The sequence below is a fragment of the Kribbella sp. NPDC054772 genome (assembly GCF_053611945.1).
In genome coordinates this window covers 135,211-153,006 of sequence record NZ_JBSHBJ010000010.1, presented here as the reverse complement: position 1 = coordinate 153,006, position 17,796 = coordinate 135,211, and the positions used below count along the sequence as shown (strand labels likewise).

16 protein-coding genes are annotated in these 17,796 nt (G+C 66.8%); 13 read left to right on the top strand and 3 right to left on the bottom strand.

Annotated features, from left to right (window positions below; all coding sequences use genetic code 11):
* Positions 1–44: 44 nt before the first annotated feature.
* The 10 genes from ACWGID_RS18710 to ACWGID_RS18665 all read left to right on the top strand — a co-directional run bounded on the left by ACWGID_RS18710 (position 45) and on the right by ACWGID_RS18665 (position 12,763).
* The gene (locus ACWGID_RS18710) at positions 45–1,307 is read left to right on the top strand and encodes a hypothetical protein (protein WP_452198081.1); all 1,263 of its coding nucleotides are present in this window, start codon (positions 45–47) and stop codon (positions 1,305–1,307) included.
* Between the two features lie 49 nt (positions 1,308–1,356).
* Positions 1,357–1,644 carry a hypothetical protein gene (locus ACWGID_RS18705; RefSeq protein WP_134118528.1) on the top strand — a complete coding sequence of 96 codons (288 nt, stop codon included), beginning with the start codon at positions 1,357–1,359 and terminating at the stop codon, positions 1,642–1,644.
* A complete protein-coding gene (locus ACWGID_RS18700; protein ID WP_452198079.1) occupies positions 1,644–2,207 on the top strand; it encodes a hypothetical protein in 564 nt (187 codons plus the stop codon). Before ACWGID_RS18705 ends, ACWGID_RS18700 begins: the two co-directional genes overlap by 1 nt.
* Positions 2,204–5,473 carry an ATP-binding protein gene (locus tag ACWGID_RS18695; RefSeq protein WP_452198077.1) on the top strand — a complete coding sequence of 1,090 codons (3,270 nt, stop codon included), beginning with the start codon at positions 2,204–2,206 and terminating at the stop codon, positions 5,471–5,473. Before ACWGID_RS18700 ends, ACWGID_RS18695 begins: the two co-directional genes overlap by 4 nt.
* On the top strand, positions 5,470–7,488 hold the full coding sequence (locus tag ACWGID_RS18690) for a type IV secretion system protein (RefSeq protein ID WP_452198075.1): 2,019 nt from the start codon (positions 5,470–5,472) through the stop codon (positions 7,486–7,488). The genes ACWGID_RS18695 and ACWGID_RS18690 overlap by 4 nt, the downstream gene beginning before the upstream one ends.
* A gap of 6 nt (positions 7,489–7,494) precedes the next feature.
* Entirely contained in the window at positions 7,495–8,298 is an 804-nt protein-coding gene (locus ACWGID_RS18685; protein ID WP_452198074.1) for a hypothetical protein, read from the top strand.
* 21 nt (positions 8,299–8,319) lie between these two features.
* Positions 8,320–9,468, top strand: a complete 1,149-nt coding sequence (locus tag ACWGID_RS18680) for a hypothetical protein (RefSeq protein ID WP_452198072.1) — start codon at positions 8,320–8,322, stop codon at positions 9,466–9,468.
* A gap of 361 nt (positions 9,469–9,829) precedes the next feature.
* Positions 9,830–10,606: a M48 family metalloprotease gene (locus tag ACWGID_RS18675; RefSeq protein WP_452198070.1), complete on the top strand. Its 777-nt coding sequence runs from the start codon at positions 9,830–9,832 to the stop codon at positions 10,604–10,606.
* The gene (locus ACWGID_RS18670; protein WP_452198068.1) at positions 10,603–12,261 is read left to right on the top strand and encodes a type IV secretory system conjugative DNA transfer family protein; all 1,659 of its coding nucleotides are present in this window, start codon (positions 10,603–10,605) and stop codon (positions 12,259–12,261) included. The genes ACWGID_RS18675 and ACWGID_RS18670 overlap by 4 nt, the downstream gene beginning before the upstream one ends.
* 271 nt (positions 12,262–12,532) lie before the next feature.
* Positions 12,533–12,763 carry a hypothetical protein gene (locus ACWGID_RS18665; RefSeq protein ID WP_452198066.1) on the top strand — a complete coding sequence of 77 codons (231 nt, stop codon included), beginning with the start codon at positions 12,533–12,535 and terminating at the stop codon, positions 12,761–12,763.
* Positions 12,764–12,808: 45 nt separating this feature from the next.
* Here ACWGID_RS18665 and ACWGID_RS18660 read toward each other — a convergent pair whose 3' ends face one another.
* The 3 genes from ACWGID_RS18660 to ACWGID_RS18650 are packed head-to-tail and all read right to left on the bottom strand — an operon-like array spanning position 12,809 to position 14,520.
* Complete coding sequence (locus tag ACWGID_RS18660) at positions 12,809–13,939, bottom strand: winged helix DNA-binding domain-containing protein (protein WP_452198064.1); 1,131 nt, start codon at positions 13,937–13,939, stop codon at positions 12,809–12,811.
* Positions 13,940–13,963: 24 nt separating this feature from the next.
* Positions 13,964–14,317 (bottom strand): RBBP9/YdeN family alpha/beta hydrolase, encoded by a 354-nt coding sequence (locus ACWGID_RS18655; protein WP_452198062.1) that lies wholly within the window; start codon positions 14,315–14,317, stop codon positions 13,964–13,966.
* Positions 14,284–14,520 (bottom strand): RBBP9/YdeN family alpha/beta hydrolase, encoded by a 237-nt coding sequence (locus tag ACWGID_RS18650; RefSeq protein ID WP_452198060.1) that lies wholly within the window; start codon positions 14,518–14,520, stop codon positions 14,284–14,286. The genes ACWGID_RS18655 and ACWGID_RS18650 overlap by 34 nt, the downstream gene beginning before the upstream one ends.
* Positions 14,521–14,602: 82 nt before the next feature.
* Here ACWGID_RS18650 and ACWGID_RS18645 point away from each other — a divergent pair, with 82 nt between their 5' ends.
* From ACWGID_RS18645 to ACWGID_RS18635, 3 genes are all read left to right on the top strand, one after another.
* Positions 14,603–15,058, top strand: a complete 456-nt coding sequence (locus ACWGID_RS18645) for an Lrp/AsnC family transcriptional regulator (RefSeq protein WP_452198058.1) — start codon at positions 14,603–14,605, stop codon at positions 15,056–15,058.
* 120 nt (positions 15,059–15,178) lie between these two features.
* On the top strand, positions 15,179–16,648 hold the full coding sequence (locus ACWGID_RS18640) for a M4 family metallopeptidase (RefSeq protein WP_452198056.1): 1,470 nt from the start codon (positions 15,179–15,181) through the stop codon (positions 16,646–16,648).
* A 157-nt stretch (positions 16,649–16,805) separates the two neighbouring features.
* Positions 16,806–17,741 carry an oxidoreductase gene (locus ACWGID_RS18635; RefSeq protein ID WP_452198054.1) on the top strand — a complete coding sequence of 312 codons (936 nt, stop codon included), beginning with the start codon at positions 16,806–16,808 and terminating at the stop codon, positions 17,739–17,741.
* Positions 17,742–17,796: the final 55 nt, after the last annotated feature.

Below are 17,796 nucleotides of genomic sequence, written 5' to 3'. Positions count from 1 at the left end.
CGCGGCTACTGTCCGCGTAACTGCTGTCTGAGGGGCGGGTAGGGATGAGTTGGTGGCGAACGTTACTGAACCTGCCGCCACAAGGTGAGCACTGGTCGGACCAGCGCCGGACGAAGAAACCGGGCAAGGGACGCCCGCAGAGCACCGCGCCGGAGTGGTGGGACCACCCCGGTGGTCCGGTGTCACCCGGTCCTCGCCAGGCGCAGGGCGTGGCCGCGCAGTACTCCGCTCCGCAGGGCAAGACCCCGCCGCCACCCGGCGGTGTGATGGCTCCGCCCCGTCGTCCCGCCGCTCGCGGCCAGGACGGCGCGCCGCAGGACCCTGAACACCGCTCACCCGAGCGTTTGAAGCAGCGTTCTCCGCATGGCGCACAGGGCGCCCACGCCGCGCCGGGCCAGGCCCGCGAGGTGATGGGGCCCGGACAGGCGCCTTGGTCGACCGAGCCGGAGTCGTCGTTCTCCACCTGGGCCCGGCGGTTCTTTCGCGGGCTCGTGGTCGTCGTACTGCTGCTGGCCGCGATCAGCGGTATCCGCTCCTGGGTCAGCCCGAACCGGACGCAGCAACCGGTGGTCAGTGGGCAGAGCAGCTTCCCGGCCGACGAGGCCCGCGCGGTCGCGACGCGGTACGCCGTCTCGTACCTGACCTGGGACGAGAACGCACCCGACGCCCGCCCGGCCCAGATCGGCCTCGACCTCGCGGCCGGCCTGGACAGCCGCGCGGGCTGGAACGGTCGCGGCAAGCAGACTGCCGACGTGGCCTACCCGGGGGAGGTCAAGACCGACTCCAACGGCCTCACAGGCACCGTCGACGTACGAGTGCGCGTGCACTCCTTCACCAAACAAGGCAGGGGCTGGGCGGCCGGTCCGGTCTCCTGGGACCGCGTATCGGTCCCAGTGGTCCGGACGGCGGCGCGCGTGGTGGTCAGCGGACCGCCGACGTTCGTGCCGGACGTCCGGGCTCCGCTGCCGGACAACATGCCGGGCGCGGGGGCGCCCGACGACGACCTGACCGCGGCGACGCTGAAGGACGCGGAAGCGTTCTTCAGCGCGTACGCCGAGTCGGACAACAAGGTGTCGGCCGTGACCTCGCCCGGCTCGACGATCCGCAGCCTGAACGGTGCGGTGAAGTTCGGGGCGCTGAAGGACTGGCAGGTCTACACCGGCAACGACGACGAACGGCGGGCGACCGCCGCCGTCACCTGGGACGGCGTGGGTGACACCACGTTGGACCAGACCTACACGCTCACGCTGAGGCGTACTGTCGCCACGGACGGAGCACAGCGATGGCAAGTGGCTGCCGTCGGATGAATCCAGCGACTGGCCATCGGATGACCGAGGCAACAAGGGAGACACCTCAATGACGACGCACGAACTGGCTGCGAGCGTGGTTCAGCTTGCCGTGCCGATGGCCGACCCGAACGTCCCCACCGGTGCGGACTTCAAGGACTGGGTCCTTGTCATCGCGGGGAACATCTTCATCGCCATCCTCGTACTGCGGGCCATCGGCCACTACTTCAAGCGCGAGTGGGGCGAACTGTTCGGCCACATCGCGGCCGGGGTGCTGGTCGGCGGGCTGATCTACGCCAACAACCAGACCATCAACGTGCTCAAGGGCTTTTGGGGATTGCTGTCCGGGGGTAATTGATGCGCGTCGGCCGTACCCTTACCCACCACTTCGAGATCGAGACCCGGCAGTACGACCTGCTCGGTATCGACCTCGGAGAAGGCGCCCGGCGCCGGATGATCATCTTCGGTGCGGTGATCATCGTGCTCTGGGTCGCGCTGCTGTTCCCGTTCATCGGCGTACCGCAGAAACCCACCGTCAGTCTGTACGTCGTGCCGCCGTTCGTGATCACCGCGTTCGGCTGGCGACCGGGCAAGTTCCACGAACGCCGCCGCCGGGTGACCGAGTGGGCGCTCGCCGTGCGCTACGCGTTGCGGGCGCACCGGCCGATCATCGGTCTCGGTGCCCGGGCGGCCGACAAGTCGGAGTACCTGCCCTGGCGTGAGCGCGTCTCGACCCGGAAGGTCGCGGACCTGGCCAAGGCGCGGGTCACGCCGGAGTGGGAGCGCGAGGTCGTGGTGGAGCTCGACCCGATGGTCCGCGCGGGTGCGGACATCACCGTCAACCAGCGGGCCCGCCTGCTGGGTTCGGATCACGTACAACGGGTCAGTCGCAGGACGTCATCAGGGAAGAGGCCTGGATGAAGATCGCTGACAAGCTCCTGAACCTGGTGGGGGTCGGTCGCGAGCGCGGCCTGCCTCCACCTCGTCTGGTGGCCATCGCCGACGGTCTGCTGGTCACCGAGCGAAGTGCCGAGGCGTGGTTCCTGATCTCGGTGGCGAACACCGACCTCGCCACCGAGGCCGAACAGGACGCCGCCCTCGACGCGGCGGTCAGCGCGGCCGCGACGATCCTCGGTGACCGGCTCAGCCACCTCAAGGTGGTCTGGGGCCGTTCGACCGGTCAGGACTACATCGACTCCGTCTCCGGTCACTACCGGCTCGGCGACCACGAGGCGTGGGCGCAGACCCGGGCCGACCGCATCGACGAGATGCGGATGCCGGAGCGGTACGTCGCCCTCGGCGTACACCTCAGCGACCGGGACCCGCGGGCGACCGCGCAGGTCCGCGGCTCGATCAGTGACGCGTTGGGTACGACGTCGTGGCGGGTCAGTGCGCGAGAGCTCGCGCACCTCGACGAGCGGGTGCGCAAGCTCGCTCGCCAGCTCGGCTCGACGGTCTGGCGGGCGCACACCGCGCCGGCCGAGGTGATCTCGTGGCTGATCAGCCGTGAGATGCACCGTGGCGCCGTCGCGGCGCCGCGCCGTGGTCTCATCACCGGCGCCGCGCTGGCCCGGCTGACATCGGGCCGCGTGGTCCCGTACACCGACCATCTGCGCATCTACGACACCCGCGGCCAGATCGCGGCGTACACGACCGTGCTGGCGATGACGGACTTCCCCGAAGAGCTCGAGACGCCGGGCGCGGGGGAGTGGCTGCGGACGCTGTCCGAGATCAAGGCGATCGACGACGACGGCGACGAGATCGACGTCACCGTGGAGGCGTCGGTCCGCTTCCGGGTACTGACGAAGAAGACCGCGCGCCACCTGGTCGACGAGACCCGGAAGAGCGCGAAGGAACAACGCCGATCGGCCGCGAAGGGCACCGCGGAGGAGACCGCCGACGAGATCGTCGAGACCGAGCGCGTCATGCGCGAGGTCAAACGCGACATCAACCGGAGCGGTCTGACCCTGGTCGAGGATCACCCACGGCTGCTGGTCAGCGCGGACACCCGCGAGGACCTCGAGGCGTACGTCGACGCGGTCATCGCGCACTATGCGGATCGCGGCATCACGGTTGCCGCCGGCGCCGACGAGCAGCGCGACCTGTGGCTGGAGTCGTTGCCGGGCGACCAGTTGCGCGTGCCTGACCTCGGGCATGTGCGCGAGTCGACGGCGTTCTTCGGCTCCTGGTTCTGGGGCGGTGCGTCCATTGGTGACGCCACCGGTCCGGCGATTGGGTATCTGACGGGGTCGACGCCTGGTCTGGTGCGTTTCGACGCGGCCGCAGGTTCTGCGCTTGGTGACGCGACGACGACGCTCTTCCTGGGGCGGTCGGGTCGAGGGAAGACGACTGCCGCGATGATGGGCGGTCTCGATTCCGCGTTCGCCGGTGCATGGGTTCCGTTGCTGGACCTGAAGGGCGACGCCGCCGGTGTGTCCGCGGTCGCCGCCGAATACGGCGTACCCACTGCTGTCATCGAGATCACGGCACAGTTCTCCGGCGCCGCGGACCTGCTCCGCGTGCTGCCTGTCGACGATGCGTTGCTGCAGGCACCTTCGCAGCTGATGCTTCTGCTGCCGCCGCACCTGCGCGGCGCGGCTGAGGCGCCGGTCGTCGCCGCCACCCGTGCGGAGATCCAGTCACCGGATCCGTCCTCGTGGGGCGTGATCCAGCGACTGTGCAACTCCGAACAGGAAACCATCCGTACGGTCGGTTTCGCGTTGCGCGACCTGGTCGAGACCGGCCTCGGCTCGGTCGTCGCCGGACCGCCGTCCGGCCTCTCCTCGCTGACCACGAACCCAGGCCTCTGGGTCGTCCAGATGCCAGGCCTCACGCTGCCCTCACCCGAGGCGGCCCCCGAGTCCTGGTCCCCGATCGAACGTGTCGGCATGGCCTGCCTGCGCGGCTGCCTCGCCTGGATGGTCCGCACGACCGGCCGCCGCGAGTTCCGCGGCCGCTCGAAGGTCGTCATCGTCCCCGAGGTCCACCTGCTGACGAAGACCCCTGACGGCGCGTCCTTCCTCGACTACATCGCCCGCGTCGGCCGTGCCCTGGGCGCATCGCTGGTCCTCGACACCCAGGACCCCGCGTCGATCCTGAAGCTCCCGGGTCTGGTCGAGCAGATCACCACCCTGTTCGCGTTCAGCCTTCGCTCCCGCGAGCAGGTCGACTCCCTGCTGGAGCTCCTCGGTCGCCCGCAAACCCCGCCGTACCAGACCCTTGTCCGCGGCATCAACACCGCCGCCAACGGCAAATCCATCCGCCACGGCCACTGCATCATGCGCGACCGCTGGGACGAAGTAGCCACCGTCCAGATCGACATCCCCAGCCAACAGGTCGCCGCCCTCCTCCGCACCACCCCGGAGTCCGAACACTCCAAGGACACGAGCGACCCAGTGGCCACGGCGCCCGAGCCCGAAGACCCCTTCGCCGACGACGAAGAAGACCTCGAGCCCGCCGCCACCGCCCAAGCCCGCACACCCTCGGCACCGACCTCCAACGAGCCCACCGCGCCTCCGACCGCCTCGGCTCGGGCTGCCTCAGCTGGTTCGCCCACGCCCACCAACGGCACCCACGGGTCGACAACGCCTACCGCGTCCGCCCGCCCTCAGGGCGCCGCCCTGCCGCCGACCCAAAACGCCCCGCAGCCAGCTGTACAAGACCGTCCCCAGCCAGCTGCCAACAACGGCCAGGCGTTAGCCCCCCACAACAGCCAGCCGATCCCTCACGGCCAACCGTCAAACGGCCAGCCGACCTCTCACGGCCAACCGCCGAACGGCCAGCCGACCTCTCACGGCCAACCGCCGAACGGCCAGCCGACCTCTCACGGCCAACCGCCGAACGGCCAGCCAACCTCTCACGGCCAACCGCCGAACGGCCAGCCTGGCTACGCCCAGACCCCGCCGGCACCGACCGGAGACAACGGTAGGTCGACAGCCGCACAGCACGCATCGCAGGCAACAGCGGAGGCACCGGGCACACCGGTGGCCCAGCAAAACGGCCATCCCCCCACGCCCCCCAACGAGAACCACCACCCCCTCCGCCACGACTCCCCGATCGGCCCCGACGAGGTCTACGACCAAGAAGCCGACGAAGCGGCCTACAACGAGGCCATGTACCCGGCCTACGAAGACCCCGACAACCCCCAAAACGCCAACCGCCCCGGCGGCAAGGAGCAGGTCGCATGAGGTGGCAACGCCGCGCTCGCACGGCGTTGACCGTTCTCGCGATCTCGTTGATCGTCACCACTCAGATCGCGCTCGCAGCCGATCCGAAGCAGCCGACGGCTCCAGCAGGATTTGGTGATCTGCTGCCGACTCCTGACCTGACGCACGGTGACACCAGGACGCTCTTCGAGCAGTACAACCCGATGGCGTACAGCCTCGACTACGAAGGCAGCCTGAGAGATCCGCTCAGGCCGATTTTCAACTCGTTCGCACAGCTCCTGATGCTGTTCATCGTGGCTGCGACGCGTGCGGGGATCTCGATCGGGTGGTGGTTGTTCTCCTTCACTGACATCCAGCCTCTGATGAACGCGACGGCCGGAGCCATCGGCGGGATCAGCAGCCAGCTCACGGGGTGGTTGCTTCCATCGGCGCTTGCGTTCGGAGCTGTCGCGGCCTATGTCCACCGTCGATCCACCGGCACGGCCTTCGGGCAATTGGTCTGGGTCTTCGCTGCTGGCCTGCTCGCGGTCAGCTTGGCCTTTGGTGCCGCCACCTGGCTGAAGGGCGTGGATGGTGCCCGACAAGTTGGTGCGCAGACAGTGATGGGAGCCTCGGACCAGATCCTGGGCAAGCCGATGAAGACACCCATCGAGATGCCCGAGCCGGCCTTTCCCGGCTCTTCCAGAGACACGATGCTGCGCAAGTCCGGAGATGCCGCCTGGAGAGGCTTCGCTGCGACACCATGGTGTGTCGCGGAGTTCGGGTCGATCGAGGCGTGCAAGCGCTACGGCAAAGGCATGCTCGATACCGGCATCGATTCCGACAAGCGCCTCGACTACATCAAGAACCAGGTGGCCGAGGGCGAGGGCAGTGGCGACGCGCCGACCGTCAAGTGGGCCAAAGGCGAGAACCCGTTCGGTCGAGTCGGCGTTCTTGTCGTGGCGTCGGTAGCCGCCGGTATGTTCGCGTTCTTGATCATTGCGTTGGCAGCGACAGCCTTGATGGCGTTCGTCGGCTGTCTGCTGCTGCTGGTTGTCGGTGTGGTCTTCGCCTGCTTGTTCATCATTCCCGGTCGATCACGACAATGGGGGATGAACTGGCTGGAGTCGTTGCTGGGGCTGGTTCTGCAGTCGGTTGCGGCGATGTTGATCTTTGGCATCGCGCTGTCGATGTTGACGGCTGTCTTCACCCTGAGCGAGAGCCTGGGGTGGTTGCCCGTCACCTGCTTGGCCCTTGTCGTGCTCGTTGCCGCCTTCAGGCTCCGGAGACTGCTCGAGGGGTTGACCACGATGATGCGGCCGGGTGTCGGCAGCATGATGATGGGTTCGTTCGCGCGCCGTGGCGCCGTGCAAGCCGTTCGACGTGTCGTTACAGCTCTCCGCGGCCGCGGTGCGGCCCCCACCCCGGAGCGAGCGAAGGCGGGTGCCGGCGGCCGTACGTCGGGTAGTGCACCCGGGGAGGAGCGCGCGGAGAGCAGCCGCACGTACCGAACCATGCCGCCGGCGGGTACTCGGCAGCCTGCCGGTGCCGGTGACGAACGCGCGTCACAGGGCGACGAACCCTCCACCGAAGCCGGGCGCTCGCGGTTCGGCGGTTCCAAGCGGCGGCCGGATGCGATGCGCCCTGGCCTTGGCCGTCCGGGATCCGTCACGCCCAAGGCAGGTGGTGTCATTGCTGCATCGACGGGAGACGTCAAGCCCGGCAAGCGGGACGATGCGGGTTCACGTCGCCGTACGAAGGACACGATCTATCAAGGCGGCTCGGTCGAGCACAGCAAGTCGGTCAGCGGCGCAACTCGTGGATCCAGCGACCTGAGCTCCGGCCGTCATATGAAGCCGTCCGCCGCTGCTGCGCAGCTCAGGCACAGCGGGTACGAGCCGAGGCGAGTGATCGTGCAGTCGGCGAGCCTCCGTGAAGGCCCGCCGAAGGCCAGCCGCGTCGTCCGGAAGGCCTCGACGTCGTCGACACGGCACTTTCGTGAGTACTCGGCAGCGCGTGGCAGTGGCCCGACGAGCCGCCGCGTGGGTGGGCGGTGATCCACCGTGGCATTCCGTGGCAAGCGGGAGAACGAGAACTCCACCGTTGACAGGGCATGGGAATCTTCGGACTCGTCGGGTGAACCCCCGCCGACCGGAGGCCGACGTCAGCGCCGCCGGGAAGACATCGCCGCGCAGCGTGCCTTGCTGCGTGATCGGCGCCGTAACGAGCCCGCGAGCCCGGCCGGAGTCATTGCTGTCATCGTACTGCTCGCCGTCATCGTCCTCGGAGTTGGTGGTGGGCTTCCGCGTCTGTTCGGACGCTCGGACGAGCAAGGCCCCAGTGGATTGCTGACACCTGGTAACACATCGAGCGCCACCTCGGGATCGGATGAGACGACGGTGCCGGAATCCACGGTCGGGACGTCTACCAGCTTGTCGACCCCGCCGCCGCAAACGCAGCGCCCAGGCGCCGAGGTGACTGCGGCGGCAGACCAGGTGACAAGGAACTGGGCAAACCTGTTCTACAAGCGCACTCCGGTAACGGAGACCTATGCCCAACTGGTTGATCGGGCGGCGCAGTTCACGACGCCCGAACTGGCAGACAGCTTCACGAACGCGGGCGATGCGACGTACGACGCTCTGCGGACCAGCGGCGGCGCGTCGAAGGTTCTTTCCGTGACGGTTGCGAAGCCCATGCCCGACAGCGCCCCGGTCGACACACCGAGCAGAATCACCCGACTCGTGACGATCAATGTCGAGACGACCGGAAAGAACGCCGGGCGGTTCGCGGTGCCGTTGCTGGTGACCATAGTTCCCGACGGGACGCGGTGGCTCGTCAGCGCAGTTGACGGCGGGACCGGACCGTGATCGGGCACAAGGTCGGCCTCGATGTTTAGCGGCAAGGACCTCGCCGCGGCAGTTGGGATCGCCGGCGCGAAGAGCATTGGCCCGAAGCTTGCCGCTGCCGGTGCGGTGCTCGCCCTGACCGCGGTGGTGATCCTCATGCCGTTCAGTGCTGGAGGCAACCAGGTCAGCGCAGCTTGCCCGCCGGGTGCCCCTGGTGGCGCCGATGATCCGCAGGTTCGCGGACCGCTACGTGCAGTCCAGGTGGCGTACGCGAAGATCATCGATGGTGTAGCCGTCCGGCGCGGTTTGCCGGGTCAGGCAACTCTGGTCGCTCTCATGACCGCCTTGCAGGAGTCGCAGCTGCAAAATCTCACCTATGGTGACCGTGATTCGGTTGGCCTGTTCCAACAGCGACCGTCAGCAGGGTGGGGATCGATTCGGCAGATCATGAATCCCGTCTACTCAGCGGAAGCCTTCTTCGGCGGAGCGAGTCCCCCGAGCCCGCGTGGCCTGGTCGATATCAACGGTTGGGCGTCCTTGCCGTACACGGTCGCCGCTCAGTCAGTACAGGTCTCTGCCTTTCCCGACGCCTACGCGCGACAGGAGAACACGGCCCGAGCGATCGCGGAGGAGGCCGGCATCGACCTCAACCGTCCAGGCGACCCGTACGCCGGACGCGTCGGCATTCGGCCGGTGACATCGGGCACACCGTCGGCGGGCACCCAAGCCGATGACCAATGTGGTGGTGGACTGGTCAATGGCCGTCCGATCGCGGGACAGTGGCCGGCCGAGGTCCAAAGCGTTCCAGATCCCACCGGTACGGGCGGTCTCCTCACACCACGAATGGCCGCCTGGGTACAAGGAGCGCGTGCGGCGCTGAACAACCCGAGCATGTCCTGCTGGGACGCGCACGCTTGGAACCCCACAAGTGACCATCCAAAGGGAAAGGCGTGCGACGTCTTCGTTGGGGGCGACGCCCGGAAGTCACCGGCCGAGCGCACCAAGGGCGACGGATACGCGAACTGGACGATCCAAACCGCTGCGAAGACCGGGGTGCGGTATGTGATCTGGTACGGGAAGATTTGGAGTGCGCGGACTGGGCAGTGGCGCCCGTACAACGGTGGCGGTGTCTACAATCCGACCGACGCGACCGGCGGGCACTACGACCACGTCCATGTGTCGATGTATTGAGTCGGCCTGCCAGGCTGGATCACAGCGGTTGGACGCTTCGAAGGGATACTGAACGTGGATTGGTCGGTCAAGGTGGAGGTGCCCGATGAGTGGTCCTAACGACCACGATCGTCCGGGCTCGTTCTCTGCGGACGACTGGGAGCCCACGGGTCCGTCGAATCGCGGAGGCAAGGCGCCGGACGCACCCAAGAGCGCGCCAGGATCCTTCGGTCCTGGGAATCAGCTCCCACCCGCTGGGCCTGCATCGCAGCCGGTGCGGTTCTCGGTGCCCTCCGCGGCCGAGCTTCTGCTCGGACTCCCTTGGGCAATCTGGAGTCTCAGCGTCGTTTCGACAGTATCGGCCTGGATCTTCGATGGCTTCGTGGACGTTCTGGTCGTGACGTTCTGGGTTCTGTCCGGCGCACTGATCCTGTTGCCCGCGGCCGAGGACTACGTCGTCAAGTACCTCTGCCGATTGCGCAAGCCGACGCTCCTGGAGCAGCAGAAACTCGACATTGCCTGGCGGGCCGTCTGCACGCGCGCCGGCGTCGAACCTAGCTACTACAAGCTTTGGGTAGAGGAGTCCGACAGCGTCAATGGCGCATCGGTAGCCGGTCGGTCAGTCGCCGTGACCAGATGGGCATTGAACAACCTCCCACCGCGCCAGTTGCAGGCAGTCCTCGCTCATGAGTTGGGGCACCACCGCGGTGGTAACCCGTGGGCCACTTTGCTGGTCTTCTGGTACGCCCAGCCCGCCCGGTTGATGCTTGCCTTGATTCAGTCGATGACGCGGTTGGGATCGCAGATCACCGCGCTTGGTTGCTTGCTCACGGTCTTCGTCGCCCTGGCCCTGGGCGGCTTGCTGCTGCATTCGTTGATCTGGGGTGGATGGGGCTGGGCCTTCTACGCTCTCCTTCCCTTCCTCGTGCCGGTACCGCTCGCATGGTTCAGCCGTCGCTCCGAACTGATGGCCGACCGTGTGGCCGCGGACCTTGGATATGCCCGGGACACCATCGCGTTCTTCTACGATCTGCAGGCGCAAGGTGAAGACGTAGCGCGGCGTGCCGCTGGCTGGCGGGGTGCGGTCTATGCCACGCATCCACCAATCGCCGACCGGATCCGGACGCTCGAGCGGTATGTGCAGGTGACGGGCGCATGAACAAGCGACGCGAGCACCTTCAATCTCTCAAGGAGAAGTTGGCGGCCATCGCAGCAGCCGTCAGTGGCCCGCCTGCGCCTGCACCCCCGCGCGAGGAACCGCGGCCGAGCGTGCAGCCATGGGAGCCGATCCGCGAGTCACATGCGCAGCTTGCCAACCAGCTTGACGAATTGGCGCATTCTGCTGACTTCAGCGATGTGGATCGCGCTCGCATCGCGCACATCATCGAGCGTTCGGGAGCGAATCCGCAGGATCTCGACGAGCTGACCCTTGCCGTCGATCGTGACAGCAGCGCCGCGCTGGTGCACCCATCGCAGCAGCGAAATCTGCCCGGTGCGCGGTTCGCCCGGCACAACCTGCTGGCTGGACAGGTGAGGCTCGGCCAAGTCGTCGTCGATCATCGAAGCGACTTCGAGATCACAGGGGATTTCGGCATCGATCTGGACGTGTTGCGGACCTCCCTGCTGGTGATCGGTCCGCCCGGTTCCGGCAAGACGCGGGGTATCGCGACGCCGATTGTCGAGCATCTCTCGTTGGCAGCTCTGACCGGCAAGGCGAGCATGGTGGTCGTCGATCCGAAGTCGACAGACTTCGCGTACGACGGCTGGTTCGATGTCACGATCGATCCGCTCAATCCGACGTGCGGCTTCAGCCTCTTCGGTGGATCCCGTACGGCGGATGTCGCGGCCGATCGGTTGGCATCTGCGCTCCTCCCGCCACGAGTGAGTGACGACAAGGCCTACTTCATCGATGCGTCGAAGAACGCTCTGTACGCGTGTCTGGCGCCCTTCGAGGCGGCGTACCAGCGGTGGCCAACAGTGCCTGAGCTGCTTGGTCTTCTCCGGGCCGAGCAATCCTCGATGGACAGGGTGAAGGAGCGGCTCAAAGGTCCGGGATCGAAAGAACTGAAGGCGTTGCTCGACAGCCGCAAGGCGCAGACCCAGCGCACTGCTGATCCCGCTGCCAGTCTGGTCGAGCGCTTCGCCCTCCTCGACCGTCCCTCGTTGCGGAACCTGTTCGACCACCCCGGGCCGACATTCCAGATGCGAGATCTGAACCGCCCGGTGCGTGTACGTGTCGCCCTACCTGAAGCGGAGTACCCGGATGCTTCGCGGATTCTGGCCCGGTTGGTGGTCTCGCAGTTCGTACAGATCACCTCGTCGTCCGAGACCGACAGGTCGCTTTTCAAAGCGCTCGTGATCGACGAGGCGGGCAGATTCGTCGACGACTATGTGGCCAGAGGCGTACAGAAGCTGCGTTCGAACAACGCCGGCCTGGTGCTGTTGTCACAGACGATGTCGGATTTCCCGCCGGAGGTTCGCGCGACAGTCTTCGGCTCGACCGGTTGCAAGGCCGTTTTCGGCGGCATCGACCCTCACGACGCCGATGTCTTCTCCCGGTGGTTCGGCGAGCAGTACGTCACCGAGACGACGATCAACCGGAGCGCGACCTCTGGGGTTCAGTACGACCAGTTCGGCTCTGTTGGCGGGCGCTCGGAGAGCAGGACCTCCGGTTACAGCGCTCGTAGGGTCGAGCGTGCACGCTGGACGGTCTCAGACATCATCACGGGAGTCCCGACAGGTCACGCTCTGGTTTCCCTGGCGCGCTCGAACGGTGTTCGGGTTGGGCCAGTCCTGATCGACCTCCGCGCATAAGCAGACCGCGGCGCACGGAGTCGGATCCGATTGATGCGCCGCGGTCTGATCAGCATCAACGGTGTTAGCGCACCTCCGCCGACAGCAAGAACGATACCGGATGCTTCGTCGCTGCCCGCCACGGCTGTGGCGGTGGGAGGCTTCGGGTTGCTAACCTTTGAATCAAAGACAGAAGTGCCACGTGGTGCTTTCGTTCACTTTGTGATCGATTCGCCATGTGGTTGTTAGCGCAGCCTTGGCGATCTTTCACCTTATACAGGAGTCGGATCCTATGGCTGTCTCTAATGCCCGTCGCAAGTGCACAGCTTTCCAAAAGAAAGTTGAGCGTTGGAACGCTAATCTGGTTGCGTTGACCTCATTGATGGTGGCTCTGGCAAGTCTGCTTCGGCAGATCGCTCGAGTCGTCCTGATCGTGGTTGCCGTCGTCGCGGTGTTCTATCCGGGGCTTTTGCCGCTCGTGGCTGCGGTGCCGGCTCTGCTGATGCAGATTCGACGCTCGTAAGCGCGAGACACAACAACCTGACCCTTGTGGTCGGGTTGTTGTGCGTTATCGCTCGGTTCGTTTGATTTCGTGGGTTGCGTTGGGGTTGGTGAAGGCTAGGACGTTTTGGGCTTCGGATTCGATGGTGGTCCAGGCTTCGGGGGTGAGGGTGGTGAAGGGGGCTATTTCCAGGGTGGCCTGGGTTTTGGTTTTGGTTAGTTTCCAGAGGGCTTTGGGGTGGCCGTCGTGGAGGACTGAGCCTTTGGTCAGGACTTCTTGGAGGGTCAGGCGTTGACGGGTGGCGGTGTCAAGCCAGCGGGTGCGGTCGGCGTGGGATAGGAGGAGGTTGTCGTATTCGGGGAGGAAGCGGGTGGGGGCTTCGGTGTCTTCGGCGGGGAGGGCGAGGTCGGGGAGGTCGTAGAGGGTGCGGCCGGAGTCGAGGTCGGTGTAGGTGCGGAGGTCGAGGCGGTCGAAGATCTCGTTGAGGCGGGTGAGGCCGGACCAGGTTTGGGCGTCGGCGACGGAGGCGGGGCCGTAGGCGGCGAGGTAGCGGAGGACCATGGTGTCGACCGATGGGGTGGCGTCGACGGGGGAGTCGAGCCAGAGTTCGGCGGTGGACATGGTGGGGTTGCCGCCCTTGTTCCAAATGCCGCGCGGCGGCACCTGGATGGTGGGGAGTAGGCAGCGGACGGCGTGCGCCAGGGCGGCGGGCTCGCGGTCGGGGTAGAGCTTGGCCAGGTGGTCGCGGAGTTGGACGGCGGTGGCGGGGCTCTCGGTCATGCGGGCGATGCCGGCGGCCAGTACGGCGTCCATGTCCAGGCCCTCGAGGCGATGCCGGCCGTACGTGATGTTCTGGTAGACCTCGCGCTCCAGACGCGGCTGGATGAGCGGGCGGAAGGCCAGGAAGTCGCGGCTCGACACCAGGTGGATCGTTGCCCGCATCATCGAACCGCGGACGGCTTCGCGGTTCTCGAGGAGCGTGACCAGGTCGGCCGGGTCGAAGTTCGTGAGCCGGGTCCACAGACCGACGTACGGCGCTTGCGGGGACTGGGCCTGCATGCCGACGAGATGTTCGATCGCCTCGAGCGCGGTCGCGTCGTGGCGTTCGAGGAGCCACTGGCGGTGCAACGTGGCGCGGTTGAGGGCTTGCAGGCTCAGCTTGGACATGGCGGGATCCTCTCCTGGGTACGGCTCCAAAGGTAAGAGGAGAAGCGGTCAGCTTCAGTCCGCGACCAGGCCGGCCAGGAACGCGGTGAGGAGCTGACGGCCGCTGGTCCACAAGCCCAAGTTGCTGTCGCTGTTGATGTGACCGAGTCCGTCGAGCGTGATCAGCGGTGCCGCCCAGCCTGCGCCGAGGCGGGCGGCGGCATCCACGGTGCAGTACGGGTCGTTCGTGCTCGCGACCAGTACGGCGGGAACGCCGAGCGCCCGTACCGGCAGCGAGGTGAACGACGGCAGCCGGTCGGCGGGGAAGGTGGCGGCGAGTGGATCCGGCGGCGCGACCAGGAATGCGCCGCGGACCCGGGAGGTGCAGTTGCCAGTCAGCCAGTCAGCCAGTGCGCAAGGGCGTGGCAACCGAGGCTGTGCGTGATGAACACGATGGCGCCGGGCGCCTTCTCGACGGCGCGGGTGATCGCGTCCGACCAGTCGGCGAGGTCCGGGGCCGACCAGGACGCCGGCTGGATCCGTACGGCGTCCGCGAGCCAATCGGACTCCCACCGGGACTGCCAGTGGCGCTCGTCGGAACCGTCGAGGCCGGGGATGATGACGAAGGTCATGGACACTCCTGATCGTTCGGGTCGCTGCCATCATGGACGAGTCATCGCCGTACGGCGCCCCGAACTGATGAAATGGAGGTCGATGAGCGAGGCAACGACTGGTTCATTGGACGCGATCGACCGGGAGATCCTGGCGATCCTCCAGACTGAGGGCAGACTGAGCGGCTCGGACATCGGCAGGCGGGTGAACCTGTCGCAGCCCGCGGTCTCCGCACGGATCCAGCGGCTCGAACGGTCCGGCGTGATCACCGGGTACCGGGCCCTCGTCGAGCCGACGCGGGTCGGCCTGAACATTCACGCGGTGGTGCGGGTCCGGACGTCGCATGCCCGGATCCCCGAGGCGCTCGAGCTGTTCGCGACGCGGCCCGAGATCGTCACGACGTACCGGCTGACCGGCGAGGACTGCTTCCTGCTCGATGTGCACACCGCCGACGCAGGACGGCTCGAGCAGATCGTCGACGCGATCGGCCGGCTGGGTGTGGTCAGCACCTCGCTGGTACTGCGTGAGTACCCGGCGAAACCTCTCGCGGTCGGTTGACAGGATTTCCCTTGCCGCCGGGAATCCCGCGGCGATCGCTTCCCACGGTGCTCCGCCCCGAACTAGGGTTCGACGGATCGTAGTGATTGCGTTACGCACCATGAGCGTGGGAGGGAACGTATGAGGAGACGCCGCAAGGCGCTGATGGCCGTGACCGCCGGAGTGGCGACGATGTCGCTCGGGTTGTCCTTCACCAGCGCGGCGGGGGCCGCGCCGCAGGCAGCGACGGCGAACCCGGACGGGCTGCAGCTGATCAAGACCAAGACGTCGCTGCTCGGCAAGCACTATTGGTACCAGCAGACCTTCAAGGGGCTGCCGGTGATCAACGGGTACTACGCCAAGCACGTCGCGAAGGACGGCTCGGTGGAGGTCGCCGACGGACGCGACGCCGTACCGGCGAATCTGGACGTCAGCGCGACGGTCGCTCCGGCGTCCGCGACGCAGAGCGCGAACGCCACGGTCACCGCGCGGGCGAATCGGTCCCGATCGGGTGAGCCGGGCAAGAGCTTCGTCAAGCAGCCGGCCGCGACGAGCGGTGCCGCGCAGCTCGCGGTGATCGGCGGACCGAACGCCCGCCTGGTCTGGAACGTCACCAGCCGTTCGACCGAGGGTGTCAGCCGGTCGCTGGTCGACGCCAAGAGCGGCAGTGTTGTCGAGTCGAAGGTGATCAGCGACAACATCGACGGGCGCGGCTCGGTGTTCGACCCGAACCCGGTGGTCAGTGAGCAGAACGAGAAGCTGACCGATCAGAACGACAAGAACCAGGACGCGCTGTTCCTGGCGCAGAAGAACGTGATCCTGCGCAACCTGGACGGCTCCGGCAAGCTCAACGGCAGCTACGTCAACATCAAGGAAGCCAAGGGCGGTCTCGCGCAGAGCAAGACCAACACCTTCGTGTACCAGCGGCAGAACGACAAGTTCGAGCAGGTCATGTCGTACTACCACATCAACCAGGCGCAGGAGTACATCCAGCAACTGGGCTTCACCGAGGTGAACAACGAGTCCCAGGACGTGTCCGTCGACACCTACGCCGACGACAACTCGTTCTACGACCCGTCGACCGACATGATCACGTACGGCGAAGGCGGTGTCGACGACGCTGAGGACGCCGAGGTGATCTGGCACGAGTACGGTCACGCGATCCAGGACGACGTGGTGCCGGGCTTCGGTGAGTCGGAGCAGGGCGGTGCGATCGGCGAGGGCTTCGGTGACTACTGGGCCGTGACGATGTCAGTGCCGGTCAGCAAGGGGTTCAACCTGCCGTGCGTGATGGACTGGGACGCCACGTCGTACACGACGGACGAGCCGCACTGCCTGCGTCGTACGGACGGCACCAAGACCACCGACGACATCGACGGTGAGGTGCACGACGACGGCGAGATCTGGTCGCGGGCCCTGTGGGACATCCACCAGGCGCTCGGCCGGACCAAGGCGAACAAGCTGATCCTCGAGGCGACGTTCTTCTACGACCCCGACACCTCGTTCGCCGCCGCGGCCCAGGACACCGTCCAGGCGGCCCGGCTGCTCTACGGCAAGGCCGCGGCCACTCAGGTCACCAAGGCCTTCCAGGACCGCAAGATCCTCAAGTAGCACCACTAGGTCATGCGCCCAGCACTACTGTTGGGCGCATGACTGTATTCATGCCACGCCTCCGGCGCGGCGGGTCATGGGGCTTTGACTCCCGGCCTTCCCTCGTCTCTCCGGTCGCTTCGCTCCCTGCGTTCCTCAGTCCAGGCCGGGAGGCCCCATGACCTGGAGTACGGCGGACATTCCTGACCTGACCGGACGACGGGCGCTCGTTACCGGCGCCACGAGTGGGCTCGGGTACGAGACCGCGCTGGAGCTGCTCAGGCGCGGGGCGGATGTGCTCGTTGCCGCGCGCAACCCGGAGAAGGCGGCGCAGGCGGCGGAGCGACTGACGAACACGGCCGGGCGGGCGCCGACGGTGCTCGAACTCGACCTGGCCGATCTCGCGAGTGTCGCTCGGGCGGCCGACGAGGTCGTCAAGACATCCGACCGGCTGGATCTGCTGATCAACAACGCCGGCGTGATGGCATCGCCGTACCGGCAGACGATCGACGGGTTCGAGCTGCAGCTCGGGACCAACCATCTCGGGCACTTCGCGCTCACCGGGCGGCTGATGCCGTTGCTGCTCAAGACGCCGGCAAGCCGCGTCGTGACGGTCAGCTCGTTCATGCACAAGACCGTTCGGGGCATCAGCCAGGACGACCTGCGGCGGCCGGCGGGCAGCTACCGGAAGTGGGAGTCGTACGGGAAGTCGAAGCTCGCCAACCTGCTCTTCATGCTCGAGCTCGACCGGAGGCTTCGCGCTGCCGGGGCCGATGTGTTGAGCGTGGGGGCGCACCCTGGGTACGCCTCGACGCATTTGCAGGCCGCTGGGCCGGAGCTCGCCGGGCGGGTCTTCCAGGCGCAGGTCATGGCGACGGCCACTCGACTCGTCGCGCAGTCGGCGGCGGCCGGCGCGTGGCCGAGCCTGTACGCCGCGACGTACCCGGATCTGCGGCCGGGGTCGTTCGTCGGGCCGAGCTTCTTCGAGTACCGCGGAACGCCGAAGGTCGTGCTGCCGACGCGGACCGCGCAGGACCCGGAGCTGGCGAAGAGGCTCTGGGCGTGGTCGGTCGACGCGACCGGAGTGGATCCGGCACTCACCGTGCTGAAGTAGTGACACAGCGGCAACTTTCTGGTTACCCTCCGGTAGTTCCCAACGCCGGAGGCCC